20 protein-coding genes are annotated in these 25,943 nt (G+C 42.1%); 12 read left to right on the plus strand and 8 right to left on the minus strand.

The genetic code is table 11. The features are described 5' to 3' along the window. The first annotated feature begins 68 nt into the window (after nt 1-68). The 3 genes from JWQ34_RS01065 to JWQ34_RS01075 all read left to right on the plus strand — a co-directional run bounded on the left by JWQ34_RS01065 (nt 69) and on the right by JWQ34_RS01075 (nt 2,474). Nucleotides 69-947, plus strand: coding sequence for a neutral zinc metallopeptidase (locus tag JWQ34_RS01065; RefSeq protein ID WP_299352644.1), 879 nt, complete (start codon nt 69-71; stop codon nt 945-947). 121 nt (nt 948-1,068) lie between these two features. Beyond that, nucleotides 1,069-1,494: a DUF4476 domain-containing protein gene (locus JWQ34_RS01070; protein ID WP_299352646.1), complete on the plus strand. Its 426-nt coding sequence runs from the start codon at nt 1,069-1,071 to the stop codon at nt 1,492-1,494. Nucleotides 1,495-1,568: 74 nt separating this feature from the next. Next, the gene (locus JWQ34_RS01075; protein WP_367278576.1) at nt 1,569-2,474 is read left to right on the plus strand and encodes an N-acetylmuramoyl-L-alanine amidase; all 906 of its coding nucleotides are present in this window, start codon (nt 1,569-1,571) and stop codon (nt 2,472-2,474) included. A gap of 58 nt (nt 2,475-2,532) precedes the next feature. Here the strand turns inward: JWQ34_RS01075 and JWQ34_RS01080 are convergent, their stop codons facing one another. Then, on the minus strand, nt 2,533-4,191 hold the full coding sequence (locus JWQ34_RS01080; RefSeq protein ID WP_299352649.1) for a glutamine--tRNA ligase/YqeY domain fusion protein: 1,659 nt from the start codon (nt 4,189-4,191) through the stop codon (nt 2,533-2,535). A 143-nt stretch (nt 4,192-4,334) separates the two neighbouring features. Next, nucleotides 4,335-5,210: an NAD(P)H-binding protein gene (locus JWQ34_RS01085; RefSeq protein ID WP_299352652.1), complete on the minus strand. Its 876-nt coding sequence runs from the start codon at nt 5,208-5,210 to the stop codon at nt 4,335-4,337. Nucleotides 5,211-5,296: 86 nt separating this feature from the next. Between JWQ34_RS01085 and JWQ34_RS01090 the strand changes: the two genes are divergently transcribed. Further along, the gene (locus JWQ34_RS01090) at nt 5,297-5,686 is read left to right on the plus strand and encodes a helix-turn-helix domain-containing protein (RefSeq protein ID WP_299352656.1); all 390 of its coding nucleotides are present in this window, start codon (nt 5,297-5,299) and stop codon (nt 5,684-5,686) included. Between the two features lie 467 nt (nt 5,687-6,153). On the opposite strand, the gene JWQ34_RS01095 is transcribed toward JWQ34_RS01090, so the two are convergent. Together JWQ34_RS01095 and JWQ34_RS01100 are read right to left on the minus strand one after the other, a co-directional pair. After that, entirely contained in the window at nt 6,154-6,582 is a 429-nt protein-coding gene (locus tag JWQ34_RS01095) for an HYR domain-containing protein (RefSeq protein WP_299352659.1), read from the minus strand. A 151-nt stretch (nt 6,583-6,733) separates the two neighbouring features. Further along, nucleotides 6,734-9,313, minus strand: coding sequence for a glycoside hydrolase family 38 C-terminal domain-containing protein (locus tag JWQ34_RS01100; protein WP_299352662.1), 2,580 nt, complete (start codon nt 9,311-9,313; stop codon nt 6,734-6,736). Nucleotides 9,314-9,475: 162 nt separating this feature from the next. Between JWQ34_RS01100 and JWQ34_RS01105 the strand changes: the two genes are divergently transcribed. Further along, entirely contained in the window at nt 9,476-12,211 is a 2,736-nt protein-coding gene (locus JWQ34_RS01105) for a PQQ-dependent sugar dehydrogenase (protein ID WP_299352665.1), read from the plus strand. Nucleotides 12,212-12,322: 111 nt separating this feature from the next. Here the strand turns inward: JWQ34_RS01105 and JWQ34_RS01110 are convergent, their stop codons facing one another. After that, nucleotides 12,323-12,670: a hypothetical protein gene (locus JWQ34_RS01110; RefSeq protein ID WP_299352668.1), complete on the minus strand. Its 348-nt coding sequence runs from the start codon at nt 12,668-12,670 to the stop codon at nt 12,323-12,325. A 98-nt stretch (nt 12,671-12,768) separates the two neighbouring features. On the opposite strand from JWQ34_RS01110, the gene JWQ34_RS01115 reads away from it, so the two are divergent. Further along, the gene (locus JWQ34_RS01115) at nt 12,769-13,668 is read left to right on the plus strand and encodes a TIM barrel protein (protein ID WP_299352671.1); all 900 of its coding nucleotides are present in this window, start codon (nt 12,769-12,771) and stop codon (nt 13,666-13,668) included. A gap of 70 nt (nt 13,669-13,738) precedes the next feature. On the opposite strand, the gene JWQ34_RS01120 is transcribed toward JWQ34_RS01115, so the two are convergent. The 3 genes from JWQ34_RS01120 to JWQ34_RS01130 all read right to left on the minus strand — a co-directional run bounded on the left by JWQ34_RS01120 (nt 13,739) and on the right by JWQ34_RS01130 (nt 18,467). Beyond that, nucleotides 13,739-14,146 carry a hypothetical protein gene (locus JWQ34_RS01120; RefSeq protein ID WP_299352674.1) on the minus strand — a complete coding sequence of 136 codons (408 nt, stop codon included), beginning with the start codon at nt 14,144-14,146 and terminating at the stop codon, nt 13,739-13,741. 81 nt (nt 14,147-14,227) lie between these two features. Beyond that, the gene (locus JWQ34_RS01125) at nt 14,228-16,867 is read right to left on the minus strand and encodes a beta-galactosidase (protein ID WP_299352677.1); all 2,640 of its coding nucleotides are present in this window, start codon (nt 16,865-16,867) and stop codon (nt 14,228-14,230) included. An 82-nt stretch (nt 16,868-16,949) separates the two neighbouring features. Continuing rightward, nucleotides 16,950-18,467 (minus strand): Gfo/Idh/MocA family oxidoreductase, encoded by a 1,518-nt coding sequence (locus JWQ34_RS01130; protein WP_299352679.1) that lies wholly within the window; start codon nt 18,465-18,467, stop codon nt 16,950-16,952. Between the two features lie 611 nt (nt 18,468-19,078). Between JWQ34_RS01130 and JWQ34_RS01135 the strand changes: the two genes are divergently transcribed. The 6 genes from JWQ34_RS01135 (at nt 19,079) to gndA (ending at nt 25,900) form a co-directional block, all read left to right on the plus strand. Further along, nucleotides 19,079-19,831: an ROK family protein gene (locus tag JWQ34_RS01135; protein ID WP_299352681.1), complete on the plus strand. Its 753-nt coding sequence runs from the start codon at nt 19,079-19,081 to the stop codon at nt 19,829-19,831. A 29-nt stretch (nt 19,832-19,860) separates the two neighbouring features. After that, nucleotides 19,861-21,870 (plus strand): transketolase, encoded by a 2,010-nt coding sequence (tkt, locus tag JWQ34_RS01140; protein WP_299352683.1) that lies wholly within the window; start codon nt 19,861-19,863, stop codon nt 21,868-21,870. A 69-nt stretch (nt 21,871-21,939) separates the two neighbouring features. Beyond that, entirely contained in the window at nt 21,940-22,647 is a 708-nt protein-coding gene (rpiA, locus tag JWQ34_RS01145) for a ribose 5-phosphate isomerase A (protein WP_299352686.1), read from the plus strand. Nucleotides 22,648-22,751: 104 nt separating this feature from the next. Continuing rightward, nucleotides 22,752-23,849: a transaldolase gene (gene tal / locus JWQ34_RS01150; RefSeq protein ID WP_299352689.1), complete on the plus strand. Its 1,098-nt coding sequence runs from the start codon at nt 22,752-22,754 to the stop codon at nt 23,847-23,849. Between the two features lie 7 nt (nt 23,850-23,856). Next, nucleotides 23,857-24,480, plus strand: coding sequence for an HAD-IA family hydrolase (locus tag JWQ34_RS01155; RefSeq protein ID WP_299352692.1), 624 nt, complete (start codon nt 23,857-23,859; stop codon nt 24,478-24,480). Between the two features lies 1 nt (nt 24,481). Beyond that, nucleotides 24,482-25,900 carry an NADP-dependent phosphogluconate dehydrogenase gene (gene gndA / locus JWQ34_RS01160; protein ID WP_299352695.1) on the plus strand — a complete coding sequence of 473 codons (1,419 nt, stop codon included), beginning with the start codon at nt 24,482-24,484 and terminating at the stop codon, nt 25,898-25,900. Nucleotides 25,901-25,943: the final 43 nt, after the last annotated feature.

Genomic DNA, 25,943 nt, shown 5'->3' on the forward strand with positions numbered 1-25,943 from the left:
AAAACCTATTTTTGTGCCAAACAATAAAAACAACACCCTGTTAAAACAACTACATTAAACAATAAATTATGCAATGGTTTGGCGGTAATGAGAGTAATGATGTTGAAGAAGGAAGCAGCAGCGGCGGTGGTCGCGGTTTGTTTTTTGGCGGGGGAATACTGGGGCTTATTGGCGCAGCCATTTATTTGTTTACTGGGATAAATCCAAGTCAACTGTTTAATTCAAGCGGCAATAATTCGCAGCAGATAAATACCGTACCCGGTGGCGGGCAAGAAAGCCGCGACAAACAGTTTGCCCGTGTAATTTTTGAGGGAACAACCATAGTTTGGGACAGCCTGTTCCATACCATGGGCCGCACCTATACGCACCCCATATTGCATTTATACACTGACGCGGTAGATGCTAAAGGCTGCGGTTATACTACATCTGCAACCGGTCCGTTTTATTGCCCTGCAGACCAGCGGGTATATCTTGACCTTTCTTTTTTTGATGAACTGCAAAACAAATTCAGCGCGCCCGGCGAATCGGCCTGGGCATACGTGATAGCACACGAGGTTGGTCATCATATTCAAAACCTTTTGGGTGTATCTGCCAGAATGGATGAAGCCCGACAGAATTTAAGCGAATCTGCATATAATAAGCTATCTGTTAAATTAGAACTGCAAGCCGATTTTTACGCCGGGGTGTGGGCACATTACGAAGCATTGAATCATCATAACAACATTGTAATTGAGCGGGCAGATATAGACTCGGCACTAACCGCCGCGCACCAGATAGGCGATGACCGCCTGCAACAAAAATACCAGGGCCGGGTTTCGCCGGATAGTTTTACCCACGGCACCAGCGCGCAACGCATGTATTGGTTTAAAAAAGGTTATGATACCGGCGACATTAACCAGGGCAATACCTTTACAACCGGCGAACTAGACGACAGATTTAACCAATAATTTCACCCTTTTTAATTAATGGTATATTTTTAATGATTATTGCGCTTTATAAAGCAGCTTATAGCGTTTAATGCGGCGATATCCTTATTTTTAAGGATATTGAAATACCCTGATTATTATCATGAAAAAGATACTCCCCCTACTACTAGTGCTTATTAGTATTGTTGTTATCCATAAAAAATCTGCCGCCGCGACCAGTACCATATCGGCCACTACAACAGATACTGTCCGCAAAAAAATAGTTCACCCAAAAGATGCTATGACCGACGGGCAAGTAACGGATATTTTAAATAATATGCGCCAAAAACGCAATGACGAAGAAAAGGTAACGGCTTTAAAAGAAGGTGTAAAAGACAAAGGCATTAAGATAGACCAGTTGATAAAGCTTTTAAACCAATTTTTAACAGACGATTCAAAAATTGCATGCGCAGAATATGCTTTTCCGTACACGGTTGACTACAAGGCATTTTTAAAGATCATGGATCTTTTTGGCACCGAAGGGTATAAATATAAGCTGGAAGATTTTTACGACAAGAACCGAAAATAGCTATTTTGTTATTGCTTGTAAACAATATGTATTTTCTTTAGTTAAACTATGGCTTAATAATTTAATTTAGCTACATGGTTATCAACAGGAAATATCAGCACTTTTGTTTATTATTATTTGCCGTTACTGCTTTAATGGCATCCTGTTCGCCAAAGGTTGCTGTTAAAACTAACTCAACGTTAAATCCTGATAAAACTACCTCTCCCGCTATAGTTAGAGGGCCGCATTTTACTACAGATAGCATTTATACTACCAAAACAGATTCATTATTGGGTATTGTAAAGCAGCAACAACCTGCCGTACTGATGGATAGCACCGGGCTGATAGCCGCACCATCCGAATGGGTTGGCTCGGTTAATTTTGGTATTCGCAAGGCTAATTATGTGATTATACATTTCACCGCGCAAGATTCTATTCAACAAACTATCCGCACCTTCACCATAAAAAGCACCGAGGTAAGCGCGCATTATGTGATAGGCAAAGACGGTAAGGTATATCACATGGTGAACGATTACTTCCGCTCGAACCATGCAGGCGTGGGTAAATGGGGCAGCGTTACCGATATGAACAGTATATCGCTTGGAATAGAAATTGACAACAACGGGAGCGAACCATTTAATGATGCTCAAATAAAGAGCCTATTACTTTTATTAGCACAACTAAAAAAAGCTTACAACATACCAACTGCAAACTTTATTGGCCACCAGGATTTTGCACCCAAACGCAAGCCAGACCCCGGGCCATTGTTCCCATGGAAAATATTAGCGGCAAATGGTTTTGGCTATTGGAGCGATGATGCCTTAGAAATAGCACCCGCAAACTTTGATTATAAAACGGCCTTGCGACTTATAGGATACGATACCGCCGATTTAAACGCGGCCATAATAGCCTTTAAACGCCATTTTGTGCAGGACGACAGCACGGCACAACTAAGCCAGTTGGATTTAAATGTGTTGTATAATTTGTACCAGAAATACTAGTTGGCGGTTTGCAGTTGTCAAAATCAAACAAAGTTAGCAGGCCGCTTTTTACTGCCAACTACTTCTTAGCCCACCCGTCCTTCAAGGTCACCGTCCGGTTAAACACCAGCTTATCTGTAGTTGAATGTTTATCCAGTGTAAAATATCCTTTGCGGATAAACTGGTAGCCTTTTCCTGCTTCAGCGTTAGCAAGGTCGGCCTCTATATAGGCGGTTGGTAATATTTGTAAACTATGTGGATTTAAATAATCTTTAAAATCGCCGTCTTCGTTGGATGGGTCTTCCACCTGGAACAAGCGATCATATAAACGCACCTCGGCAGTTTTAGCATGTGGTACACTTACCCAATGGATAGTGCCCTTAACGTTAATCCCGCTGGTATCATGGCCCGATTTTGATTCGGGGATATAAGTACAGTATATTTCGGTTACATTGCCGGCGGCATCCTTTTTAAAGTCCTCACATTTTACAATGTAGGCGTTCTTTAAACGCGCCATCAGCCCAACACCTAAACGGAAAAACTTTTTAGGTGGCTCTTCCATAAAATCCTCACGCTCTATCCACAACTCATTGCTGAATGGAATATCCCTGCCACCATCGCCACCTTCAATTTCGGGGTTGTTTTCGCCATGCAGGGTTTCGGTTTTCCCTTCGGGATAATTGGTGATGATCATTTTTATAGGATCAAGCACTGCCATACGGCGCCATGCCGTTTTGTTCAGATCCTCGCGGATACAGAATTCCAGCAGGCTAAAATCAATCATGTTCTCGCGTTTGGCAACACCTATACGCTCGCAAAACTCGCGGATAGAAGCAGCAGTATAACCACGGCGGCGTAAACCGCTAATGGTTGACATACGCGGATCATCCCAACCCTCCACATGCTTCTCGTTTACTAATTGCATCAGCTTGCGTTTACTCATCACCGTGTATGTCATGTTTAAACGGGCAAACTCATATTGTTTAGACGGGAATATATTCAACTGCTCAATAAACAGATCATACAAAGGCCTGTGCGATACAAACTCTAACGTACAGATAGAATGTGTGACCTCCTCAATAGCATCTGATTGGCCATGCGCAAAATCATACATCGGGTAAATGCACCAGGTATCGCCGGTACGGTGATGATGTGCATGTTTAATACGGTACATCAACGGGTCGCGCAACAACATATTTGGCGATTCCAGGTCGATCTTTGCACGTAGTACTTTATCACCATCCTGGTATTTACCGGCTTTCATAGCTGCAAATAGCTGCAGGTTTTCTTCTACGCTGCGGCTGCGATATTCATTTGGCGTACCCGACCCGGTTGGGGTGCCTTTTTGGAACGCAATTTCTTCGGCTGTGCTGTCGTCAACATAAGCCAGGCCTTTTTTAATCAAGGTTACTGCAAAATCATATAGCTTACCAAAATAATCAGACGCGTAAAGCTCTTCGGCCCAATCAAAGCCCAGCCATTTTACATCTTCTTTTATGCTATCAACATATTCGGTTTCTTCTTTGGTAGGGTTGGTATCATCAAAACGCAGGTTGGTTTTGCCATTGTATTTTTTTGCCAATCCAAAATTTAAACAAATGGATTTAGCATGCCCAATATGCAAATAACCATTAGGCTCCGGCGGGAAACGGGTTAACACCCGGCCACCGTGCTTGCCAGCAGCTATATCTTCTTCAACTATTTCTTCAATAAAATTCAATGATCTCTCTTCGCTCATGGTAAGGGCAAAAGTATGATTTTTAAGCGAAAGGATAAAGCAGGGGTTATAGGTAAATGTCATTTCGACTAAAAGGGGAAATCTATACATTCGCTATTTCCGCGTGTATAGATTTCTCACTATCGTTCGAAAGGACAAGAAGGTTAAAACGCCCTGGCAAATTCCACCGCGAAATCTTCCAGCTTTATTTTGCTCAATACGGGTTTATGTTTCAAATAGTCTTCCCAAAGTATGCCGGTGCGAGCGGCTGCGCCCATTTCGGTATAATTGGTTGCGACCTCTTCAGATAATCCCGCGCCTATTGCTCCGGCTATGTTATCGGCATCGGTAAATTCTATCCATGGCAACTCCGGTTTACCAATAGCAGTACCTAATACCTTCGCTACTTCGGCGGCCTTACGCTCATCGCCGGCTACGTAACGTACGCTTTTACCGGTGAACGATCCTTGCAATTCTTCGGCTGCAACGACAGCAATATCCGCAGGGTGAACAAGCACCATCGGGGTATCTGCACCAAAATTACTACCGATAATGCCGCCATGTTTTATCATATCAACATTGCTATAAAAGTTAATGTAGAAGAAAGCCGCGCGCAGGTGTTTTACTGCAACGCCTTCTAAAGCATTTAAAATGTTTTCTACCCTGTGGATGCCTGTTATAGGGCCGGTGCCATCTGCCAGGTGTGCGCCAATGCTGCTTAGATGTACCACTTTGGTTATACCATTAGCGGTAATAGCTTTTGCATAATTATCGCCAATATCTGCTATATAGTCTTTCCAGTGCGTAGCGCCAAAGTTAGGCGGCACCATTAAATAAACAGCATCGGCACCTTTAAAGGCTTCGGTTAAAAAATCAACATCAGTCACCTGGCCAATTGCCGGGGTGGCTCCTAATGCTTTAATTTCATCTGCACGGTCTGCACTGCTGCTGATAACAATTACATCGTGGCCTGCTTTTACTAAAATTTCGGTCAGTGGTTTGCTGATATTACCTAATGACCCGGTGATTGTGATTTTCATAATATTTTATGTTTTTTTTTTGATGGGACAAATGTATATTTGTACTTACTTTTTTACAAGTACTTACCCCAAAGTATGTATAAACTATGACAGCGATAAAAGAAAGCTCGACCCAAAACATGAACAAGAGCATTGCCGAAATGCATTGCCCGGTAACTTATGTAATGAACCGTATAGGTGGTCACTGGAAACCCATCATCATGTACCAACTCATAAACGGGGCAAAACGCTATAGCGAACTAAAGCGCGCCATCCCTGCCGTTACCGAAAAAATGCTGATACAACATTTAAAGCAACTGGAGGCCGATAACCTCATCATCCGCAAGGCCGAGCCTGTTGTGCCGCCGTTTGTTACTTATACACTAAGCCCATCGGGTGAGGATTTAACACCTGTTATGACGGCAATGGTCGAGTGGGCAAAAAAGGATAGTAAAATATTGGCGGAGAAGTTTGCGGAAGTTGATGAGGTTATGTAAGCCAAATATATCAGACAAAAAGGCGTAGCCTTGGCCAATATATTAGCAACGGGTTTCAGCCGGTTGAATTGAGATAATAAATATTAAAAGAACCATCGGTTCGACCCATATAAATATGCGCCGTACCTACGGCACTCGTTATTGGGGTGTCTATTTGTCCAACGGATTAAAACCTAGAATACAATATGGGGCGAGCCGATGGTTCTTGGCAAATCATATGTTGCTTTCAAATCAAAATGTCCACCATTTGCACCCTGCATTTATTGTTTTAATCAGATACTTCTAGGATCCTAATTAATTTAAACTATTGATCATCCCAATAGTTCGATGATGGTCCGGGATTATAAATTCGGGCTAACGCAATTCTCCTTCGCCGTTGTGGTGTTACCAACAACGGCGAGAAAACAATATAAAAAGCAAAAAGCTCCAGAAACAACTTCCGGAGCTTTTATTTTTAATAGTAACTATTATTCAAATGTATCCGCCACTACCATTATCTTTTTCCCGGGATTTTCTTCTGTTTCAAAAACAAGCGTGATCTTTCCTGCAACACCTGTGATAGTTATGGTACAATGTTGTGTGTTTCCGCTATCGTCTTCTAATTTAGCTTTCACTACTGTTTTACCGTCTTTAAAGGCCGTTGGCCATTCGCAGGTTTTTGAGGTGATAGCCCCTGAAATTGTATGATCCTCCTCCCCGGGAACAATGGTTACCTGTGTTTTTGAAATTGTAATAGTGGCTTTCTCTTCTTTTGAGCTTTCAATATTGCCCTTTTCGTCAAGGTGATTGGTTTTCGATGATTTTAACGTTACGGTTTTATCGCATTGGCCATAGCTTAAATGAGTGCATGCCGCCAGCAGCAATACAATTGTGATTTTAATAAAAGTTGATTTCATGATGCTTGTTTTTTTTATAAAGATAATAACATATATAATACCATGCAATACAAAGTACTATATTTTTATCTAACATTACATCAATTACCACTCAGATACTTTTAGGATCCTGATTAAACTATTGAGCATCCCAATAATCAGATAGTCCGTATTATTTGTTTCTTACATTACTAAACCTAATTGTCCTAATCCCAAACCGTGGCATAGCTACACTTACATTGGTAAGTGCTGTAGCGCCTTTGTTCATTGCTAATGCTTGTACTACATCGCCATTTAATGAAACAATTTCGGCTTTATCTGCAACAGCATCAAGTGATATTATTTTAGGCTGAGCATCGCCCTCAGCATTAAACAGGCGCACTAACAGGTCAGTACCTACCATTGTAACTGATGATACTTCCAAACCCGTACCGGCAACGCTTATCAAAGAGCGCGATGACGTAGTCTTGGCATCCACCACCGTGGCAACCATGGGTTCATTAAACCTGTCGCTTTCTGTCCAGATACCCGCTTTATCCCATTTGCCGGCGTGAGGTATTAATGCGTAATTCATTTCGGTAGGATATTTTAGCATGTAGTTACGCCCCCAAAGCCCAACGCCCGAGTAGGCTATATCTAACCCTAACGGAAAATCCTTGCCATGCGCATAATTGGTAGTATGGTCGGTCAACACGGCCATACCATAAGTATTGTTGGCATCGGTAACATCAACCCAGTTTAAAACAACGTTGTTTTTAATGCTATCCCAACGGGTAAAAAAGGTGTTGTCCAGTTTGCTTTCGGTAACATCAAACGGAGCGTTTTTGTAAACTTTTTGATTTTTAAGGTTTAGAGGGAACAATGCCAGCAGTTTATCCCGGTCATCATAAAAAGCTTTTTGTAGTGATGTTGCGTCATATTTGCCGGTTTGCCCGTACGGATTGCCGATCCCCGGACTACTCTGCCAGTCTATTTTTAATTGCACATCAATACGCCGCTGTCCCTGGGTAAAAGTGATCAATTGTGTAAAGGGATTATTGGCTATCATTCCCTTTACCTGTAAGGTTATCAGTAAGCCGTCATTGTCAATTACAGTAACCCCTGCAGGTTGATCGGCGCTCGATTTAAAGCCGCCATCTTTAAAAAAATCGCCGCGCACCTCGTTAAATTTCCTTGGATTGGCTTGATCGACAAACTCTTTGTTATTTAATTTTTTAGCCATCAGGCTTGCAATAGTACCGCCCCTGGCCGGGTCGATAATAGCGGTATAAAGATCGGTTTCTACTTTAATTTTACCATCACTTTGTGTGGTGGCTTTAGCGCCTATTTTGGCCGCAGGTTCCTTTTTTTGCAGGCGATAAGTTGTGTATCCAAGTGACGGTACCCGGGCCTTAAACATTAAATGAATACCATTTACCTGGCTTAGTAATTCTTTGCCATTTTTATCCAACACAACTGTGTTTCTACGCCAATCTTCCGGCACATCTACGCTTACCAGTTCATTTCGTTCCACTCCCAGCGTGTTAAATACTCGGACGTATTTTGGTGCTAAGCCATCTGTATTATCACCATTAATAGCCGCAGTTGAAGCTGTCACCACGCTATCTGTATTTTTATTGGCGATACCCGTCCAACTAACTACTTTATCTGCCCAGGTATTACCCTGCCCCATATTGTAAGGCACTATCCAGCAATCATGATGTTGCGACAGCAGCAACCTTGTCCAGCCCTGGTCGAGCGCCGCTTTAGGCCACGGCGATTGTTTATAAACCGATGCCATCGCCGCCAGTTTTTCGGCACTAATCAGTTTATTTTCTGATACGCGCACCTGTTGTGCTATTCGTTGTAATATCTGCGAACCCCACACTAAACTTGTAAGCACATCTTCCTGCGAGAATCTCCAGTCCTGTGTTGGTTTTTTAATGGAGTAGTTGTCTACATAATCTGTCCAGGTTTTATATTCAGTAGGTTGATAGCCACGTGTTCCGTCACCTACGTAAGGTCCTCCTTTCCAACCCGCATCCTGCAATACAAATCCAACGGGATGCTGTATTCCTGCCTTAAATGCTGCCGTAATAAAAGCTTTGCTGTTGCTGTTACCGATGGTTTCCCAGGTTGAGCCGGGTTTTAGGTCTTCCATACCGTAGCGCGGAACTGTTATTAACTTTGTACCATCCGGGCCAACCCAATTTACCAGCTCGCCGCCAAACGCACGGGTGTAACCACCCCACAAAGTATTAGGATTTTTAAGCGACGCATATTTATAGCCAAACGACTTCAGGATCTGCGGCAGCGCACTGGTAAAACAAGGTTCTTCTGATGAGTAGGTAGTAAACACCGCCGTAGGGAAATGCTTCCTAATGGTTTCCATGCCATATGCAAATTGCCTTATAATACTCTCGCCGCTTATATTGTACATATAGCTTTGCCCGTAAGCCGGACTAACGTATTCAATGCGCCTGGTAGCTATCGACTGATCGGCAAACAGCGCTTGCAGATCTTTGTAACCTTGTTCGTCCTTTGCTTTGGCCATAGCCCAGGTTTCGGGCTCTATCTCCAGGTTTATTTTCCAGTTAGGACGAGCCTTTAACTGCTCTACTATAAAACTGGTATAGTTAACCGGATAATGCCCCCAAAAGCCGCCATGATAACCATCAATAAAATAAGCGGTTTGCTGCGCGGATGAACGGGTTGCGAACAACAGCATGAAGCATATAACGGTATATAATTTAGGCATTGCTGATAATTTCATTATAAGGCCTTTTAATTGGCTGTCTAAAGTTATAATAAGAAATCACTTACTCATCATAACATTTTGCTTACAAAAGCTATTTTACGCATAACTGTATTAAATAAGCGTTGAACTGTTACACCGCATTTATTATCTTTACCGCCCGTATAAACCAGTAACTATATGTTTAGCAACAAAAACATTTTTAAAATATCTGCTGTAGTATTGCTCCTGATCGCAGCGTTTTCTTTCGCTTTTATTGGCGATGAACCCAAAAAGCCTGACGAGAGTCGTTTTACCGCAGTAGCGCTTACCCGTCCCGGCGATTTGGACGAGCCAAACACTTTTGAAGTTTTAAGCGATGGCCGTGTATTGATAAGTGAGCGTAAAGGCGCTATCAAATTGTTTGACCCTGTTACTAAAATGACCAAAGTAGTAGCTACTCTGCCGGTTAATACCAAATACACCAGCGCTACAGGTAAAGTTACCGAAGCCGAAGAAGGCTTGATGGGCTTAACTGTCGACCCCGATTTTAACAAAACCCATTTTATATATACATTTTACGCTCCCATCACCGAGAAAAAATGGATGCTAACCCGCTGGAAGTTTGAGAATGACGCGCTGGTTGCGGGATCAGAAAAAGTAATGTTAGAGTTTGCTACCCAACGCGAAGTATGCTGCCACACCGGTGGTGGTATGACCTGGGATGCTAAACATGACCTATACCTAACTGTAGGTAATAATACCGCGTCATTAATATCTCCATCAACAGACGAAACACCGGGCAAAGAAAGCCGCGACGACCAGCGTGGTACCGCCAATACCAATAGTTATATTGGTAAAATATTACGTATCCATCCGGAAGCAAACGGAACCTATACTATACCGGCAGGCAACCTGTTCCCGAAAGGAACACCTAAAACCAAGCCCGAAATTTATACCATGGGTCACCGTAACCCGTGGCGCCCATCAATAGACAGCAAAACAGGCTGGTTATATTGGGGCGATATTGGCCCGGATGCGACCGAAGACACCGAAGTAAGCCCCAAAGGATATGACGAGTTAAACCAGGCCCGCAAAGCCGGATTTTTTGGCTGGCCTTATTTTATTGGCCCTAACGTGCCGGTACCGCCGTTTAATTATGTTGATGGCGAGTCGAGCGCTAAAAAAGATCCGCTTAAACCTACCAATACATCAGTTAACAATACGGGTTTAAAAGAATTACCTCCGCTACAGCCCGCATTTATCTACTATCCTTACGGCCCTTCGGCCGAGTTCCCGTTGGTGGGTACCGGTAGTCGTAGTTCGGTAGGTGGACCAATTTATCACCGCTCTGATCGCCCGCTGGCAAAACGCCCATGGCCTGCTTATTACGAAGGCAAATGGCTGGCAACAGACCTTGCTCGTGGCTGGATAATGGCTATCGGCATGAAAGCTAATGGCGATTATAAAGATATGGAGCAATTTATGCCAAGCTACCACCCTATCGAGCCGATCGATCTGAAATTTGGCCCGGATGGCGATTTATATGTATTAGAATATGGCAGCGTATGGTTTGGCAAAAGCGATAATGCTAAATTGGTACGTATTGAGTATAATGCGGGCAACCGCAAGCCTACGATTATGGCAACTACCAATAAACAAGGTGGTACCGTGCCGTTAAAGATCACTTTATCATCTGCCGGAACCTATGATGCTGACGGTGACGCGATAACATATAGCTGGAAAGTGACATCAGCTGGCGCGCAACCTAAAATATATCCTACCGGTAACCCTGCAATTACCTTAACTAAAGCAGGTGTTTACATGGCTACGTTAACTGTAACAGATGCTAAAGGCGCTAAAAACAGCAAATCTGTAAAGATCATTGCAGGCAATGAAGCACCTGAAGTTAAGGTTGATCTTTCAGGTAATAGCTCGTTCTATTTTAATGGCAAACCTGTTAACTACTCGGTAAGTGTTACTGACAAAGAAGACGGTAGTTTGGCAGCAGGTACTATTCCCGCCGCGCAGGTATCTATGAGTATTAATTATGCATCTGAAGGATTTGATTACGTACAGATAGCACAAGAGCAAAGCAGTGTTGATGCGTCAACCCAGTTTGCAGTGGCCCATGCATTAATGAGCAATACCGATTGTAAGAACTGCCATAGTGTTAACGCCGTAAACGTAGCGCCAAGCTTTACCGATATCTCTAATAAATATAAAGGTAATGATGTAGAGATCGAGCGTTTAGCACATGTTATCCGTGGCGGCGGCAGTGGCCATTGGAACAGGCCAATTGCAATGCCTGCTCACCCTGGTATTACTTTAAATGATGCGCGTACCATTGTTAATTACATTATTAACGTAACCAATAATAACATTAATACCATGCCGGTAAAAGGCACATTTACACCTAAAGTTGCTGCCGATGATAATGGTAACGGTACCTACATCATTCGTGCGGCTTATACCGATAGGGGTAATAAAGCTATCCCTAAACAAACTTCGGTATCAACCATATTCCTGCACAATCCGCAGGTATTGGCATCCAACGCTACGGTTATTAAAAACGCGTTTATTAAAGTTAATAACCTTGATGGATCAACTAATGTTATCGGTCGTCAAAATGGCTATGTAGCCTATAAAAAGCTTGATCTTACCGGCATTAAACAACTGGAACTATCAGCTTATGCAACCGCGTTAGAAAACAACCCCGGTGGCACTATCGAAGTGCATTTAGATTCACCAACGGGTACCCTATTGGGTCAGGCAGAGTTTGAGCAAACTGCTGTAAAACCTAAAACGCAAAACTGGGTAAAAACAACTATTAAAGAAACCGCGGGTATGCATGATGTGTACTTTGTGTTTAAAAATGATAAAGCCAAAGCAATTGATCCGTTGGTGATATTTAACTCAATTAAGTTTGAGGAGTAATTCAGCTGGCAGTTTTCAGTCAGCAGCCTAAAGCAAAAAGGTCTTACCGAATGGTGAGACCTCTTTGTTAATTTATATATTAGTGAACTGCAAACTAAAAACTGCAAACTGTTATTTAACCCTCTTTAAAACCCCGGTAAAATTCATGCCTTGAAAAACTACCGTAACATTCATTTTATCGCCATCTATCTTACCTTTTACGGCAGATACGGCGAAGCCGTTATAAGTGAATGGTTTAAACAAAATATCGTTGCCGGTAATAACGCCATTTTTTAGGGGGATATCGCCAATCTCGGTAGTTACAGTGCCGTTTACTACGCCTTTGTCTTCCTTCATATTTAAGGTAACATCATATAGCAACGCTATCGTACCCGACCATTTTCCATTCGCACCTTCGGCATAACATATCGCGGTAGCAACTAAAACTACTAACGCCGATAAAAAGACCCACTTCTTCATTTTTCCACTTTTTTCAATATTAGACAAATTTAAAACATTGAAGTTTAATGTATTGAAATTTTTATACAACGTAAATCAAAAAAGTGTAATTTTAACGTATGGGATCATCACAAAACCGCCGAATGGCTATTAAGAATATTTTAGCAGGAACCGGGGCAGTAGCTGCCGCAGGTACTTTGTCGGCTTTTACATCGCCGGCAGTAAAAACAACAGCACCTTATGTATTAAAAGGCAATATTAACCATTCGGTTTGTCGGTGGTGCTTTGGCAATATAGATCTGGATACACTATGCGGCGCAGCTAAAGATATGGGCATGAAAGCTATAGACCTGATAGGCCCCGAAGAATGGCCGATCGCAAAAAAGCATGATTTATTTTCATCAATGTGCAATGGCCCTGGCGTTGCTATTACCTACGGTTGGAACGATCTGAAAAAACACGACACCTTAGTAGCCAGCTATAGCGATCTGATACCTAAAGTAGCCGCCGCCGGATACAAAAACCTGATATGCTTTAGCGGTAACCGCGAAGGCAAAGATGATGTTACCGGACTTGATAATTGTGTTACCGGACTTAAAAAGATATTGCCCCTTGCCGAAAAACATGGCGTGGTACTTTGCATGGAACTATTAAACAGCAAGGTAAACCATCATGATTATCAATGCGACCGTACCCCATGGGGCGTAGAACTATGCAAAAAATTAGGGTCCGAAAACTTTAAACTGTTATATGATATTTACCACATGCAAATTGATGAGGGCGATGTAATTGCTACTATCAAAGCTAATCACCAATATCTGGCACATTACCATGTTGCCGGTGTACCGGGCAGGCATGAGCCTAACGATACGCAGGAGTTATTTTACCCTGCCATTATCAAGGCAATAAAAGATACCGGCTTTACCGGTTACGTCGCGCAGGAGTACCTGCCAATAGTAAAGGACCAGGATGCACAGATTGCATCGCTAAAAGCATCAATGACTATTTGCGATGTTTAGCTAGAAGACACCAATCCACAAAAAAAGCCGCTTTAATTAAAGCGGCTTTTTTTGTGCGGTTAAGCGTATATTATTTAGTGGCAGGCTGTCTAAGTGTTAACTTAACGGGTGTTGTGCCAAATGTAGTAGTTAATACTAGTTTACCATCGGCAATGGTGCCTTTGTAAACTATAGGTTTGCCATTAAAGGTAGTGGTGAATGTAATGTTATCTCCATCAATTTTACCATCAGTAATGGTGTTTTTACCCATTTGTGCAGCCACAAACGGAGTGTAACCTGCTTCATCAGGATTTTCTGATTTTGGGTTATTATCAACTAAAGCAAAAACGCCGGTTAATTTAGCACCGTCAGCTTTTAAAGTAACTGTTAAATTATACTGTCCCTCAACAAGGCCCTTCCATACGCCGTCAACACTAGCTGCTAAACATACTGTAGCTACCATTAATACTAAAACGGCTGATAATAATATCTTTTTCATTTTTTAAATTGTTTTTTATTTTCTGTTTTAATCGATTACAAAATTATAAAATATTGGGAAACTTAGTGTAACAGTTTCGTTTTAAAACTGCAACGTTTGTGTATCCCTGCTGGCGGCCACTTCGGCTTCTATCGAAACCTTGTTAGGTGGCACCCCGTTTTCTTCATAAATAACGATGGTGTTGCTCCCTGGTTTAAGCCAGCATTCGGGTATGTACATTCCGTTAATTTTTATTTTTTCTGGATACCTGCCCAAATTATGCCCGTTAACCCATACCGAGCCATAACTCAAGCTAGTAGTATTAACGCGCCATATAGCATAAGATTGTTTCCCGGCCGAAAGGTTTAACGTAGTACGATATAAATGCGGGAGTTTAGGCAATTTAGCGGGTAAGTGTTTCCATCCGCTTTGTGGGTGCGGATCGTTTATCCCGCCGTGCATCTTCCAATCGGTAATAGAAATTACCGGCCCTGTACTGTCTGCTTTTTGCAGCGTTACCGACCCTGAAATCCCTTTAACATCAATGGTATCTATGTTGCCTACTTTAAATATCAGTTTATTACGCCCAATATGCGATGTAAATACGGCGATGGTATGGCTAACGCCAGCTTTCAGATCAAGGTGAATTGCGTTTTGAAATATTGTTGCTGTATCAACACGTTTGCCGTCTATAAACAAGGCCCCATTATCAGGCGCATGTTTAAGGGTCAGGATATAGGCCCCTGTCTCCGCAACTTTTATCTGAGTTCGATACCATGCATAAGCGGTAATATCGCCATCGGCCCCCATTTGTAAGGGATCTTTACTTTGCATCCAGGTTTTATCATCATAGTTTACCGATGCAGGCGCTGCTGCTTCTTTAACTTGCCATGCACCTAATTTCAGTTTAGTTTGGTGTTTAACTGGTTGTGGTTTTGGGTTTAGCTTGATAACCGTACCTCCAGGTTTAAATATCCATGTTGGCGAGTTGGTTTTATTTAACCACGGCTGCTCGGTAATTAAAGTTAATTTATTGTTTTTGCTGATCAGATCGCCAGCATAAGCGGGGCCAACTATAACATGCGTTTGTCCGTTAACTTCGGCAAACCAGGTATGTGATGCCAATTGATCGTTAACAACAATTATCCTTACTCGCTTATTCTCCGCAGTAAAATAATACTCGGCGGGTGCGTCAGCAGATACGGCTGCGCTAAATTGCAATAAACCCGGTCCGGGGGGCACTTTAAAGTTCCCCTGCCGTGCAATAACCTTACCGCTGCCTGATGTATAAAAGTCTAACCTGGCCGATGCCCCCACCCGGCCGCTTAGCACTATTGTTGTTGTTTTGCCTTGCGAGATAATACCGTAAATACGTACAGCGGCCCATAAAAGCTTTACCGTTGGCGTAAGTTGGTAATTCTGTACCACGGGCATGATCTCGCCGGCGGCCAGTTTAATTTCGGTGGATCCTATAATGCCAAGGTTTGCCGGAGGTTGTAAGTTAAACTTTACACCAACCGTATCCTGGTTATCTAAAAACGAAATAGTACCTGCCGGGCTTTTACGCGCGGTAACTTTCACCATTGTGTTGGTTACCGTTGGCAAGTTATTCTTAGTATTTGTACTATTAGCTAAAATATCCTGGAAACTTTTGGCAAACCAATTGGCGCGTTTAAACGCGTAATATATAGGTCGCAAATCACCAGCCTGCCCAACAGCGGCGCCATAATCATACGACGCAGCGTTTTCTTTATCATTATTATAATCGAAATTGCTACCGCCGTGGGCCATATATACATTATAACCATTACCGCCATGAGCAATTATTTTCCAGCTGCGTCTATCGTATAACGTAGAGTCCAGATCCTGCGGACCATAGTTTAAGAACCATACGCCCCAATATTCGGCAGAGAACCACGGGTTGGGTCTTGCTGGATCGTCAAGATTACTTAAATCTCCGGCAGGGTCATTGCCCGAGTGTAATCCGCTAAAAAAGTAAGGTACCTGTAACCCTAACGAAACCGTTTTATCTATTAAGTGCTTAAAATAATTGTTTGGTGTAACTGTTCCCCACGCCGCCCGGTGCTCATTCTCTAATTGTACCATAATAACCGCGCCGCCATGGTTTATTTGGTTTTGCGATACAATGGGCATCAACTTATTAAAAAAACGATCAACCGCTGATAAAAACTGCGGGTTATCCTCTCGCACACGCAAACCCGGTTTAAACTTTAACCAGATGGGGTATCCGCCCATACTCCATTCGCCGCAATAGTAAGGGCCGACACGCACAATAGCATACATGCCCATACTTTTTATCATTTTAAGGTATGCATCTAGGTCATGGTCGCCGGTAAAATTAAATTTACCTTCGTGTGGTTCGTGAAAATTCCAGAAAGTGTACATTTCTATGGCGTTAAAACCGGCTCGTTTTAAACGCAATAAACGGTCATGCCATAACGCGCGGGGCACACGGGCATAATCCATATCTGCCGAGGTAATGAAAGCACGTTTACCATTAATTAAAAATCCACGGGCATCGTAATCAATATAAGGCTTAGCATTTGAGGCTGATGGAAAAATATGATCATTACGCGATGGAACGGTGGATTGTGCTGATGTATATTCTACAGCGATCAACAGAAAAAAACATACGATAAGAAAAGCCTTGGGTGCCATATTGCGACTTCGAAAGCATGCGGACGAGCCTTTGCGCCCGCTCCTTTTTTCTATTTTAATCATGCTGCTAAATTAAACATCCCCAAACAAAAAAAGGAGACAACCCATAACAGGTGTCTCCTTTTGTATATGTGGTTGCGGTTAATTAAATTCCGCTAAGCTTAAATGGAGCTCTGTAATCGCGTTTAACAAATTGATTAACCTCATCAACATTGGTAACTTTTAAGTTAGCAGCATCATAGATCAAATCAATATATCTTGCAGGGTATTGATTACCACCACCACGGCGTCTGCCTTCAACAGGTACTGCACCTACATCTGCCAATTTAGGAACATTTACACCTCTGATAGCCAAATTGCACATTAACATTGCTTCTGTTAACAAAGCAGCTTCTTCAAACGGCGAGCTGGTTTGCATGTTGCCATAACCAGCTAAGCATGCTTCAACCCATTGAGCATAGTGGCCTTCTGTGCTGTTTTTAACACGGGCAAATTTTTGAGCTACGTTTAAATCATCCATTTTTGAAACAGGAAGAAGGCGCGCACGGGCTGCATAGCAACCGGCCGTCATTTTACCTTTGGTACCAATAAATAGCATACCGCCATCACCTTCACCCCAATGCTCAGAAGGATCTAATTCTTCAGGGCGTGGAGGTATAATACCACCATCCATCCAATGTACTTTAACCGGTCCGCTTGTTTTATCAGTTTTAGGGAAAGTCATTGTGGTATAGCTTGATGCAGGGCCGGTTTCAATTGAACCGCCGCCGCCAACGCTTGTTTGTACTTTCGATACATACTTAAGGCCTAACACTTTCATTGGTCCGTGCAAAATATGCGCGCCCATATCACCTAATACGCCGGTTCCGTAATCCCACCAGCCTCTCCAGTTAAATGGCAATACTTTAACACCACCTGGTTGGTCTGTACCAATAGGGAACGGTCTTTCTTTAGCGGTACCTTGCCATAAGTCCCAATTTAAGGTGCTTGGCGGGGTTGTTGTTTCTTTAGGCCATTTTAAACCGTTTGGTGTGTTTGCACCGTATGATCCTTGCGGCCATACAGGGCGGTTAGTCCAGCAATAAACTTCGGTTACATCACCAATTAAACCTGCGTCATACCACTCCATCATTTGGCGTACACCATCTGATGATGAACCCTGGTTACCCATTTGGGTTTGTACTTTATATTTATGACCCATGTTAGCCATCATGCGTGCTTCGTACACGTCATGCGCCATTGGTTTTTGTACATAAACGTGTTTTTTTAATGACATTGCAGCTGTAGCAACTACCGCGTGGGTATGATCTGGTGTAGCGCAATGCACAGCGTCAAAGTTTTTATGCTCTTTGTCAAACATCTCTCTCCAATCTACATATTTCTTTGCATCAGGATATCTATCAAACATTTTTGCAGCATAGTCCTGGTCAACATCACATAAAAATGCAGGTTTAGCTTTACCGCTTGCCACAAATGCAGCATTATCGCTTTGACCCTTACCTCCCAAACCTATACTGGCATAGTATAAGGTATCGCTTGGCGCCCTATAGCCTTTACCTAGCACAAAACGTGGCACTATGGTAAAGCCCGCAGCTGCAAGGGCACTCGTTTTCACAAAATCTCTACGTGAAGGGGCGCTTGCCTTTTCTTCATTTTTTTTCATGTTATTAGTTTTAATAGTTGGTTTGTTGTTTTATATAAATGTTTAAAATTCGCGGCAAAAAACCATTCACAATTTATTAACTCAGACTGGTTTGTTAATGATTTTATTGGTTCTTCTGCTTATCCTTATTAATAACGATAAGCCAAGGGTTGAAATTATAAAATTAAATACGAATAACTGAAAAAAATGCGCTAATAAAACGTAACATTTTTAATATACAATTACAACACGTATATACATGCGTGTTTTTTTGGCAGGATCACTGCAACCGACCCATTTATAATACAGCCATGACGGCATTAAATTACAAAGTGTACTACTGTACCAGGTACACTGAACACACCTGGTACACCTGAATGCAGTTTAGGCAACCTCTTAGTGTATTACCAAATTTTTTATTGGTTTTGACCCTATTAGTTAATGGTTTGTAATTTTTTTGACTCATTTACATCAAAATATATTTACAAAACGATGTTTTTGGGCTTTGAAAGCCCGTTAAGTCTACTATTTCTGTCGATTTTATGTTAAAATACCTTATATATTGAGCAAAAGATTGTTATATATTACTATATATTACAAAATACATATTACTTTTGCCGTCCATAACAGTCATGAGCAATACAACTCCACAACTTAAAGTTCTTTCTATTGATATAGGCGGATCGCACATTAAGGCTACAGTTTTAGATAAAGACGGTGCGCTATTAACGGATTATAGCAAAGTGGAGACCCCGCAACCTGCTAACCCCGAAAACGTGGTTAAGACTATAAAAAAACTAGCTAAGCAGTTTAGTGATTATAATAAAATATCGGTAGGCTTTCCTGGTTACGTGCGCGATAGCATTGTTAAAACCGCGCCTAATTTAGATAATGCCGCCTGGGAAAATTTTAATCTGGGTGAAAAACTGGAAGAGGTATTAGGCCATCCCGCGCGTGTGGTAAATGATGCTGATATGCAAGGGCTTGGTGTAGTAAGCGGAAAGGGGCTGGAACTGGTGCTTACCTTAGGTACAGGCTTTGGAACTGCCGTTTTATTAGATGGCAAATTATTGCCACATCTGGAAATTGGCCAAAGCCCGATCACCAGGCATAATAGCTATGATAATTATATAGGCGACAAAGCTTTTGAAACGGAAGGCAAAAAGAAGTGGAATATCAGAATGGAAAAAGTTTTGAATATTTTAAAAACACTATTCAATTACGACTATTTATATGTAGGCGGCGGCAACGCGCGCGAGCTCACTTTTAAACTAGACAAAAACGTAAAATTAGTAACTAACCAGGATGGTATAAAAGGCGGGGCCCGGCTATGGACAACCGATGAAACGCCTGCCTCTGTGGTACCATCATCAACAATTAAGTAAATCATCTAATACTATTTATAAAAAAAGAAATGGATTCAAAAAGCAAAAACATCGAGGAACTAGGAATTGATACGGTAAGAATTTTGTCGGCTGATGCTGTACAAAAAGCAAACTCGGGCCACCCGGGTACTGCGATGGCGCTTGCGCCGGTAGGGCATGTACTTTGGAAGGAATTTATCAACTTTAATCCTAAAAACCCTGATTGGGCAAACCGCGACAGGTTTATTTTGTCTGCCGGCCACGCATGTATTTTGCAATACAGCTTTTTGCACTTATTAGGTTATGATCTTTCTTTAGATGATCTTAAAAACTTCCGCCAATTACACAGCAAAACTGCAGGTCACCCCGAGTATGGTTTGTGTCCCGGCATTGACGTTACTACCGGTCCGTTGGGTCAGGGTTTCGCCAACGGTGTAGGTTTCGCTATCGCGCAAAAACATTTGGCAGGCCGTTACAACAAGCCTGGTTTTAACCTGTTTGATTATCACATTTATGCTATTTGCAGTGATGGTGATATGATGGAAGGTGTAACATCAGAAGCAGCTTCATTAGCGGGCCACCTTGAATTGGGTAACCTTATATATGTATATGATGATAACAAAATATCTATAGAAGGCAGCACAGACATTACCTTTAATGAGGATGTAGACGCTCGTTTCCGTGCATACGGCTGGCATGTACAATCTGTTGATGATGCTAACGATACACACGCTTTATCATTAGCGTTGCGCAATGCAAAAGCCGAAACTCAAAAACCATCATTAATACGCGTACGTTCATTAATTGCTTACGGCAGCCCTAATAAATCAGGCACCGCGGGTTCACACGGATCGCCGCTTGGTGCTGATGAGATTAAATTGGTTAAAAAGTTTTTTGGCTTTGACGAGGATAAATCATTTTACGTACCAAAAGAGGTTGAAGAATATTATAAAGAAGTTGGTTCAAGAGGTATCGGCTACGAGAAAAAATGGAACGATCTATTTGCCGACTATAAAACTAAATTCCCTGATCTGGCTGCCGAATACGAAGCTGCCGCTAAAGACGAATTGCCAAAAGGCTGGTTAGATAAAATCCCGGTATTTAAAGGCTCTGACCCTAAAATGGCAACCCGCCAGGCATCAGGCAAAGTATTAAATGCTATTGCAGGCAGTTTTCCTAATTTAATTGGCGGCGCTGCGGATCTATCTCCATCAACAGAAACTAATTTAAAAGAATCTGACTCATTTACATCAGAGAACCGTAACGGACGTAACTTCCACTTCGGTATCCGCGAGCATGCAATGGGTTCGGCATTAAATGGCATGTCTTTAACCAAAGGTATTAAACCTTTTGGTGCAACCTTTCTGATGTTCTCAGAATATATGCGCCCGCCTATCCGTTTAGCGGCCATTATGAAGATAAGCCCGATATTTGTTTATACGCATGATAGTATTGGCTTAGGCGAGGATGGCACAACCCACCAGCCAGTTGAGCAATTGATATCATTACGGTCTATACCAAACATTACGGTTATTCGCCCGGCTGATGCTAACGAAACCGCGCATGCATGGCGTGTTGCTATCGAGAAAAAAGGCGGCCCGACTGTATTGGTATTTACCCGCCAGGGATTACCTATCCTTGACCAGGATAAATACGGTAAAGCAAGCCAGTTAGAGCAAGGTGCTTATATCCTGTCTGACGCTGAAGGAACACCTGACGTTATTTTAATGGCGACAGGATCTGAAGTTGCTTTGATCATGGACGCGCAAGCCAAACTGAAAGAACAAGGTATTGCTGCACGCGTGGTAAGTATGCCATCATGGGAGCTGTTTGAAAAACAAGACGCGGCTTATAAAGAGAAGGTATTCCCTAAAGCAATTAAGAAACGTTTAGCTGTCGAAATGGCTTCGCCACTAGGTTGGCATAAATATGTTACAGACGAAGGTGATACTTTATGTATGACAACCTTTGGCGAATCGGCCCCGGCAGAAGATCTATATAAATTCTTTGGCTTTACGGTTGATAATGTAGTAGCAAAAGCAAAAGCTTTATTGAAGTAGTAAGTTTTGAGTAGTGAGTGATGAGTGAAAAACTCTAAAGTCACTACTCATCACTCAAAACTCACAACTATGAATTGGAATAGCGATATCATCAAAAACCTTAGCTGGGCAGGCACTATAAATAATAGAGCAGGCAAGCAAAAGGTGGCCGATCAAATCGTTAGTAAAATAAAGGATGGGGATGTAATTGGGATCGGATCGGGCAGTACTGTTTACCTTACCTTATTTGCCATAGCAGAGAAGATTAAAGCCGAGAAGCTTAATATTTTGGCTATACCAACCTCTATCGAAATTTCAACGGCTTGCAGTAAGCTGGGCATACCTCTTACTAGTTTGTATGAGCATAAGCCCGATTGGTGCTTTGATGGTGCAGACGAGGTTGACCCTGCACATAACCTGATAAAGGGTCGTGGTGGGGCATTATTTAAAGAGAAACTACTAATTAGCAGCAGCCCTTTAAATTATATCATTGTTGATGATACCAAGCTGGTTGATAAACTGGGAACAAAATTCCCGGTACCGGTGGAGGTTTTTCCATCGGCATTATTGCATGTGGAGGAAGGGCTAAAAGCAGTAGGTGCAAATAGCATTGTGCTTAGATTAGCCGGTGGTAAAGACGGGCCGGTTATCACCGAAAATGGCAACTTATTGCTTGATGTTCATTTTGATAATATCTACAATGAACTGGAGCTTAAAATAAAAGCCATAACGGGTGTAATAGAAAGCGGCTTATTTATAAATTATAATATAGAAGTTTTAGTAGCATCAAACAGCTAGTAATAGTAATATTGCATGACAATAAGCCCTATAGGTGGTACGCTTGTTGACGCAAAAAAGGAATAATTATAACAACATAGAAACAGATATTTAAATATAATATAATGGAAACCAATAAAGTAAAACAAATACACAGCTTTGGCCAAAGCATCTGGCTTGATTTTATAGACCGTGCTTTCATCGGTAACGGTAAGTTAAAGGCCCTGATAGATGATGACGGAATTAGAGGTGTAACTTCTAACCCTGCAATTTTCGAGAAAGCTATTAGCAGCAGCGATATGTATGATGCTGATATTGCCGCTTTATCAGACGGTAAAAACACTACCGAGGAGATCTTCTTTGGTTTGGCCATAAAAGACATCCAGAATGCCTGCGACTTGTTTAAAGGTCTTTATACAGAAAGTGCTAAAGGCGATGGCTATGTAAGCTTAGAGGTATCTCCGTTTTTAGCTTTAAAAGGTAACGAAACTTTTGAGCAGGCAAAATTACTTTGGAAACAAGTTGGCCGCGAAAACGTAATGATAAAAATCCCGGGTACACAACCTGGTTTAGATGCTATCCGTAAATCTATTGCGCAAGGCATTAACATTAATGTCACTTTGTTATTTGGCTTGCCACGTTATGAGCAAGTTGCACTGGCTTACATTGCAGGTTTAGAAGATCATTTGGCAGCAGGTCATGAAATTGCTCATATATCATCAGTCGCCAGTTTCTTTTTAAGCCGGATTGATGTATTAATCGACCCAATATTAGACGAAAAAGGCCTAGGCGAATACAAAGGCGAAGTTGCCATTGCATCTGCCAAAAAAGCGTACGAAATTTATAAAAGAATATTCAGCGGCCCGCGTTGGGAGAAACTAGCTGCCAAAGGCGCTAAACCACAACGTTTACTTTGGGCAAGTACCAGCAGCAAAAACCCTGCATTTAAAGATACCAAGTATGTTGAGGCCTTAATAGGCGCAGATACAGTTGATACCGTTCCGTTGGAAACTATCGTAGCTTTCCGCGATCATGGTGTTGCTGCTAACACTTTAGAGCAAGGCTTAGATAAAGCGACTGAAATTTTAGATAAAGTTAAAGCTGCCGGTATTGATATCGACGCGTTAACGCAACAGTTAGAAGACGAAGGCGTTGAGAAATTTAATGCACCGTTCGAAAAACTATTGCAATCAATCGAAGATCACAAAAACAAGGCGAAATAATTCCGGAATGGAAACTAACGACCTTAAAATACTTTTCTTCGATATTGGCGGGGTAATACTAACCAATGGTTGGGGGCACGAATCGCGTAAGCTGGCATCAGAGCAATTTGGGTTGGATTATGCCGAGGTTAATGCCCTGCATACTTTCATTTTTAATGTATATGAAATTGGAAGCGTAACCTTAGATGAATACCTGGATACGGTAATATTTAACCATCCGCGCGAATTTGCAAGAGAGGATTTTAAGGAGTTTATTTACCAGCAATCGGTTGAGTTGCCCACGCTTAAATGGTTAAAAGAATGGAAAAAAGATTGTGGTTTCCGCATCATTTCCATTAATAACGAGGGTAAGGAATTGAATGATTACCGGGTTAAAAAGTTTAAGCTACATGATTTTTTCGATGCCTTCGTATCATCGTGCGAGGTTAAGCTGCGCAAGCCCGATCCAAACATATGGAAGCTTGCAATGGGCATTGCTCAGGTGGCGCCAAACCAATGTGTTTATTTTGACGATCGCATAATGTTTGTTAACGCGGCGCAAAAATTGGGCATCAGGTCTTTCCTGCATACCGATCTGGAATCGACCAAAAAAATATTACAACAATTAAAAGAGGAAAATCACAACAAATAATATGAGCACACCAAATAAATATGATTTCGGCATGATCGGCCTGGGTACTATGGGTCGTAACTTATTACTAAACATGGGCGACCATGGCGTAAAAGGTGCCGGTTTTGATAAAGACGCTACCAAAGGCGCGTTATTAGAGCAGGAAAGTAAACACGGCAACCTTAAAGGCTTTAGCGATGTTAAAGAATTTGTAGCTAGTTTAAACAGCCCTAAAGCTATTATGATGTTGGTGCCTGCCGGTAAAATTGTTGATGATGTTATTGAAGAGCTATTACCGCTAATTGATAAAGGCGACCTGATCATTGACGGTGGCAACTCCTACTTTGCTGATACCAACCGCAGGGTTGAGTATTTAGAAGGTAAAGGCATCCACTTTTTCGGCATGGGTGTATCAGGCGGCGAGGAAGGCGCACGTAAGGGCCCAAGCATGATGCCGGGTGGCGATAAAGATGCTTACAATGTAATGAAGCCTATTCTGGAGTCGATAGCAGCTAAGGTTGATGGCGCGCCATGCGTTACCTATATAGGTCCTGGTGCATCGGGTCACTTTGTTAAGATGGTGCATAACGGTATTGAGTATGGTGTGATGCAATTATTGGCGGAGACCTACGAGATATTGAAAAAAGGTTTAGGCCTTGATAACGCGGCCATAGGTAAAATATTTACCGAGTGGAACGATGGTCGTTTAAAATCATTTTTGATGGAAGTTACCCGTGATATTTTTCGATACAAAGCACCGGGTACCGATCATTTATTGTTAGATGATATTAAAGACGAAGCCCGTGCAAAAGGTACCGGTAAATGGACATCACAGGTAGCTATGGATCTGCAAGCACCTATCCCTACCATTGATACGTCAGTTTCAATGCGCGACTTATCAAAATATAAAGCCATGCGTGTTAAAGCTGAAGGTATATATGGAGGTGTCGAAGGTAAATTAAATGTTGATACCGATGCATTCATCAAATCATTAGAGGAAGCTTTTTATTTCAACATGATCATTACCTATTCGCAAGGTATCCACATGTTGTCAAGAGCATCGGTCGAATTTAAATACGATCTGAAACTTGCGGAGATTGCTAAAATATGGAGGGGCGGCTGTATTATCCGTTCAATATTCCTGAATGATATTTACAATGCGTTCCAGGCCGATCCTAATTTGGAGCACCTATTATTAGACAATGGCGTGGCTAATGAAGTTAAAGGCGCTGTTGGCGGTGCACGCACCGTAGTATCGGCTGTTACTGCAGCAGGTATCGCAGCACCATGCTACGCGGAATCTTTAAGTTATTTTGATGCTTTCCGCAGCGGCCGTATGCCATCAAACCTGATACAAGCACAACGCGATTATTTTGGGGCGCATACCTATGAGTTGATAGGTAAAGAAGGAACGTTCCATACCCAATGGGTAGCAAAATAAGCCCACCCAAACCCTCCTCAGTAGGGAGGGCTTAAAAAGCTTT

Origin of the sequence: Mucilaginibacter sp., assembly GCF_028288185.1 — a bacterium.
GTDB lineage: Bacteria > Bacteroidota > Bacteroidia > Sphingobacteriales > Sphingobacteriaceae > Mucilaginibacter.

Excerpts from the sequence above, each read along its gene's own strand:
- JWQ34_RS01065 (WP_299352644.1), top strand. The coding sequence starts at position 69 with ATGCAATGGTTTGGCGGTAATGAGAGTAATGATGTTGAAGAAGGAAGC.
- JWQ34_RS01070 (WP_299352646.1), top strand. The coding sequence starts at position 1,069 with ATGAAAAAGATACTCCCCCTACTACTAGTGCTTATTAGTATTGTTGTT.
- JWQ34_RS01075 (WP_367278576.1), top strand. The coding sequence starts at position 1,569 with ATGGTTATCAACAGGAAATATCAGCACTTTTGTTTATTATTATTTGCC.
- JWQ34_RS01080 (WP_299352649.1), bottom strand. The coding sequence starts at position 4,191 with ATGAGCGAAGAGAGATCATTGAATTTTATTGAAGAAATAGTTGAAGAA.
- JWQ34_RS01085 (WP_299352652.1), bottom strand. The coding sequence starts at position 5,210 with ATGAAAATCACAATCACCGGGTCATTAGGTAATATCAGCAAACCACTG.
- JWQ34_RS01090 (WP_299352656.1), top strand. The coding sequence starts at position 5,297 with ATGACAGCGATAAAAGAAAGCTCGACCCAAAACATGAACAAGAGCATT.
- JWQ34_RS01095 (WP_299352659.1), bottom strand. The coding sequence starts at position 6,582 with ATGAAATCAACTTTTATTAAAATCACAATTGTATTGCTGCTGGCGGCA.
- JWQ34_RS01100 (WP_299352662.1), bottom strand. The coding sequence starts at position 9,313 with ATGAAATTATCAGCAATGCCTAAATTATATACCGTTATATGCTTCATG.
- JWQ34_RS01105 (WP_299352665.1), top strand. The coding sequence starts at position 9,476 with ATGTTTAGCAACAAAAACATTTTTAAAATATCTGCTGTAGTATTGCTC.
- JWQ34_RS01110 (WP_299352668.1), bottom strand. The coding sequence starts at position 12,670 with ATGAAGAAGTGGGTCTTTTTATCGGCGTTAGTAGTTTTAGTTGCTACC.
- JWQ34_RS01115 (WP_299352671.1), top strand. The coding sequence starts at position 12,769 with ATGGGATCATCACAAAACCGCCGAATGGCTATTAAGAATATTTTAGCA.
- JWQ34_RS01120 (WP_299352674.1), bottom strand. The coding sequence starts at position 14,146 with ATGAAAAAGATATTATTATCAGCCGTTTTAGTATTAATGGTAGCTACA.
- JWQ34_RS01125 (WP_299352677.1), bottom strand. The coding sequence starts at position 16,867 with ATGATTAAAATAGAAAAAAGGAGCGGGCGCAAAGGCTCGTCCGCATGC.
- JWQ34_RS01130 (WP_299352679.1), bottom strand. The coding sequence starts at position 18,467 with ATGAAAAAAAATGAAGAAAAGGCAAGCGCCCCTTCACGTAGAGATTTT.
- JWQ34_RS01135 (WP_299352681.1), top strand. The coding sequence starts at position 19,079 with ATGAGCAATACAACTCCACAACTTAAAGTTCTTTCTATTGATATAGGC.
- tkt (WP_299352683.1), top strand. The coding sequence starts at position 19,861 with ATGGATTCAAAAAGCAAAAACATCGAGGAACTAGGAATTGATACGGTA.
- rpiA (WP_299352686.1), top strand. The coding sequence starts at position 21,940 with ATGAATTGGAATAGCGATATCATCAAAAACCTTAGCTGGGCAGGCACT.
- tal (WP_299352689.1), top strand. The coding sequence starts at position 22,752 with ATGGAAACCAATAAAGTAAAACAAATACACAGCTTTGGCCAAAGCATC.
- JWQ34_RS01155 (WP_299352692.1), top strand. The coding sequence starts at position 23,857 with ATGGAAACTAACGACCTTAAAATACTTTTCTTCGATATTGGCGGGGTA.
- gndA (WP_299352695.1), top strand. The coding sequence starts at position 24,482 with ATGAGCACACCAAATAAATATGATTTCGGCATGATCGGCCTGGGTACT.